We start from the raw sequence: 321 nt of genomic DNA, 5'->3' as shown, positions 1-321 counted from the left end.
GGCGCACATTGAGCTTCAGGCCAACCTCTTCCCGGGTCACGGTCTGGAACGGGTTATTGCTGGTGCCGCCACCGCCAGTGACATAACTGCCGCTGACAAACGGAATGGTCTGGCCCACAAAAATACTCGCCGCTTCGTTGTCGAGGGTCAGCAGATTCGGCGTCGACAACACGTTGGTGCCGCCCTTGCTCTTCAACGCCCGGGCCAGCACTTTCAGGTCGAGAATCTTGCCGATGCCGGGAATGTCGACGGTGCCGTTGACGTAGCCCAGGTTCAAACCCTGCGGCAGCACGTCGATGCTGGTTTTGCCGTTGGTGTTGA

The 321-nt window shown here is 59.5% G+C and carries 1 pseudogene; it reads right to left on the bottom strand.

The annotated features are described in order from the left end of the window. Positions 1-321: pseudogene (locus tag ACW9IR_RS29830) on the bottom strand (type II secretion system secretin GspD); the annotation flags it as partial.

The organism is Pseudomonas sp. SDT291_1_S447, assembly GCF_054070155.1.
This window is presented reverse-complemented; position numbering and strand designations above follow the sequence as displayed.